Here is a 3,116-nt window from a genome sequence, read left to right on the forward strand (position 1 = left end):
ATATTGATGTGTTGATGGGCGTTTCCTCTAAGTACAATTTGTATCACTTATTGAAAAAGGAAAAAACCATTTGGGAGATCATCCAAAAAGGTTCGAATGATTTGGATTTCATCGCAGGCGGCTCTGGCTTTAATGACTTGCTTCGTCTAACAGATGATGAACTAGATTATTTTGCTGAACAAGTTATGCAGCTTAACGGTTATGTGGATTTCATTATTTTTGACACGGGTGCTGGTTTGTCCAAAGAAACGCTGAAATTCATCCTGGCGGCTGAGGAAACTTTCGTCGTGACAACTCCAGAGCCAACTTCCATTACAGATGCTTATGCGATCATAAAAATGGTTAATTCGATGGGGCACGATGTGTCTTTCAAGTTAATTATTAATCGGGTTACCGATCGAAAAGAAGGCAAGCAAACGGCCGACAAAATCGCTTTAGTAGCCAAACAATTCTTGGGAATCCAGATTCCTACGCTTGGTTTTGTGGAAGATGATGCGTCCGTGTCAAAAGCTGTCAAAAAGCAAGTTCCTTTTTCCGTAGCTTTCCCAAACTCCGTCGCAGCTAGAAGCCTCCAGTCACTTGTAGACGACTATATCAAAGGTTATCGGGTCGTTGATACTCCTTCATCCGGTGTCAAGGGCTTTTTGAATAAAATGATGAAACTTTTGAAATAGGAATTTCGCGAGTTATGTCGAATTAGCACATAAAGGGAGGGAAACAGCATGGCAATATATAACATACTAGTTGTAGATGACTCCGTCTTTATGCGAAAAATAATAAGCGATCTGATTTCAGATAATCCTCAGTATAACATCATTGGAACAGCCAAAAACGGACAAGAGGCTATTGACCAAGTGAAGCTTTTACGACCAGATGCCGTCACAATGGATGTAGAAATGCCTGTGATGAATGGTCTGGATGCCTTGCAGCGCATTATGGCTGAGCAGCCAACTCCGGTGATTATGATAAGCTCCTTAACCGAGGAAGGAGCTTCAGAAACGATTAAAGCGCTTGAATGGGGTGCTGTCGACTTTATTCGAAAGCCATCGGGTTCCATCTCTTTGGACTTATATAAAGTAAAGCAGCTACTGCACGAAAAGCTGCAAATGGCTGTTCGAACCAAGTTGAGATCATTTCAGCCCATTCAGCAGTCGCCGGTGTCACCGAGAAGCGCTTTAGCAACACTTCAACTTAATAAAGTCGGTACGTTGAAACAGCTAGAGACCAAGAAATCATTAACAGAAAGTTCACCGAATTTTGAACATCTTGTTGCAATTGGAACTTCGACGGGCGGACCACGAGCCTTACACCAAGTGATCTCCAATATCCCGGCAGGGTTTCCTGCTCCAATCCTTATTGTTCAGCATATGCCGCCTAATTTCACGAAGTCATTAGCACAACGTTTGAATGACATCTCTCAGATTCAAGTTGTAGAGGCAGCTGAGGGAGATGTGCTCAAAACGGCAACTGCTTATGTCGCTCCGGGAGGTTGGCACATGATTGTGTATAAAGATGTTAACAAAACATACAAAATCAGATTAACAAAAGAAGATCCTCGTTCTGGCCACCGTCCTTCGGTGGATGTCATGTTTGAGTCCTTGCTTGGCATGAAGGAGTTGAAGAGACACATCGTGCTGATGACAGGGATGGGCAGTGATGGCGCCAGAGGAATGCTGTCCTTGAGACAAGAGGGTGCAGAGACAACCATTGCCGAGTCTGAAGAAACTTGTGTCGTTTATGGCATGCCACGAGCTGCTGTAGAAATGCAGGCAGCTATGCATGTAATCCCACAGCACAATATTGCTACCCGCTTGACGCAATGTGTACTTCCTTAAATGATGGAACAATGCAAGCAAGTTACTTAAAGATCCTATTGGAGGTGTGTGGTTTTGGAACTTAGTCAATATTTATCTATGTTTATCGATGAGTCGAAAGAACACTTGCAATCTTTGAATGAGAACTTACTAAGTTTAGAAGGCAACCCTCAAGATATTAGCATTGTACATAATATTTTTCGTTCTGCACATACGTTGAAGGGCATGTCTGCAACAATGGGATTTGAGGACATCGCTTCTCTCACACACGAAATGGAAAACGTTCTGGATATGGTCCGCAACAGTAAAATTGAGATGAATTCGTTCATTTTTGATTGTATTTTCAAAAGCTTAGATTCCCTAGAATCCATGGTGGAAGACATTATTCAAGGCGGTACGGGTAAAGCTGATGTTACTCCGATTGTAGTATCGCTACGATCTATTGTAACAGGTGAATACAAAACGGCTTCAACAACAGTTGTTGCGGCAGTTAAGGAACCTGCTAAAGGAATTGAAGTTGATGAATTTCAATTTTCGATCCTTCAGCAATCTATTGATGCGGGTTTTCTTGTTTTTTACATAGAAGTTAACGTCAATGAGAACTGTGTATTGAAAGCCGCGCGTGCGTATATGGTCTTTGATGCATTGGAGAGAATGGGTGAGATCGTCAAAGCGACGCCATCTGTGCAAGAGATCGAGCAAGAGAAATTCGACCGCTCATTCTCACTCTATTTCATATCCAAAGTTGATCATGCAACACTGGAGAAAGAGATTCTTAACGTTTCAGAGATTGAATCTGCTGTAATTATTACAGTTGATTCTGAGTCATTAGTTGAATTATCTCGTCCCCGCAGTGAAGTTGAGGCGGCAAGACAAGAAATCGCTGCTGCTGTAGCAACCATAGAAGCACCAACTCCAGTAGCTTCTGTAGCGAGTGCGCCGATTGCAGCAGAACCTGCGGCTGCAGTAGCAAAGCCTGCTGCTGGTGGAGCTCCTGTTGCAAGTCGTACGATTCGGGTCGATATAGAGCGTCTCGACGCATTAATKAATCTTTTTAGCGAGTTGCTGATTGATCGTGTACGTCTGGAACAGTTGGCGAGTGAAGTTAAGCGCAATGATTTAACAGAAACAGTTGAACACATGTCTAGAGTAAGCAGCGACTTGCAAAATATTGTTCTTAAACTTCGCATGGTGCCCGTCGACTCTGTTTTCAACCGTTTTCCGCGGATGATCAGGGATTTGGCAAAATCACTAGATAAGAAAGTAGATTTAGTGATCACGGGAGCGGAAACTGAGTTAGAC

The 3,116-nt window shown here is 43.0% G+C and carries 3 protein-coding genes; all 3 read left to right on the forward strand.

Annotated elements, in window-relative coordinates:
- Positions 1–674: P-loop NTPase family protein (locus AC1DUA_RS31255; RefSeq protein ID WP_477503450.1), on the forward strand; the 674-nt coding region annotated here is incomplete at its 5' end.
- A 48-nt stretch (positions 675–722) separates the two neighbouring features.
- Positions 723–1,835: a protein-glutamate methylesterase/protein-glutamine glutaminase gene (locus tag AC1DUA_RS31260; RefSeq protein ID WP_477503451.1), complete on the forward strand. Its 1,113-nt coding sequence runs from the start codon at positions 723–725 to the stop codon at positions 1,833–1,835.
- A 54-nt stretch (positions 1,836–1,889) separates the two neighbouring features.
- Positions 1,890–3,116 (forward strand): Hpt domain-containing protein (locus AC1DUA_RS31265; RefSeq protein ID WP_477503452.1); only part of this gene is annotated, 1,227 nt, incomplete at its 3' end.

Source organism: Paenibacillus sp. 01T422 (assembly GCF_056398785.1).

Excerpts from the sequence above, each read along its gene's own strand:
- AC1DUA_RS31260 (WP_477503451.1), top strand. The coding sequence starts at position 723 with ATGGCAATATATAACATACTAGTTGTAGATGACTCCGTCTTTATGCGA.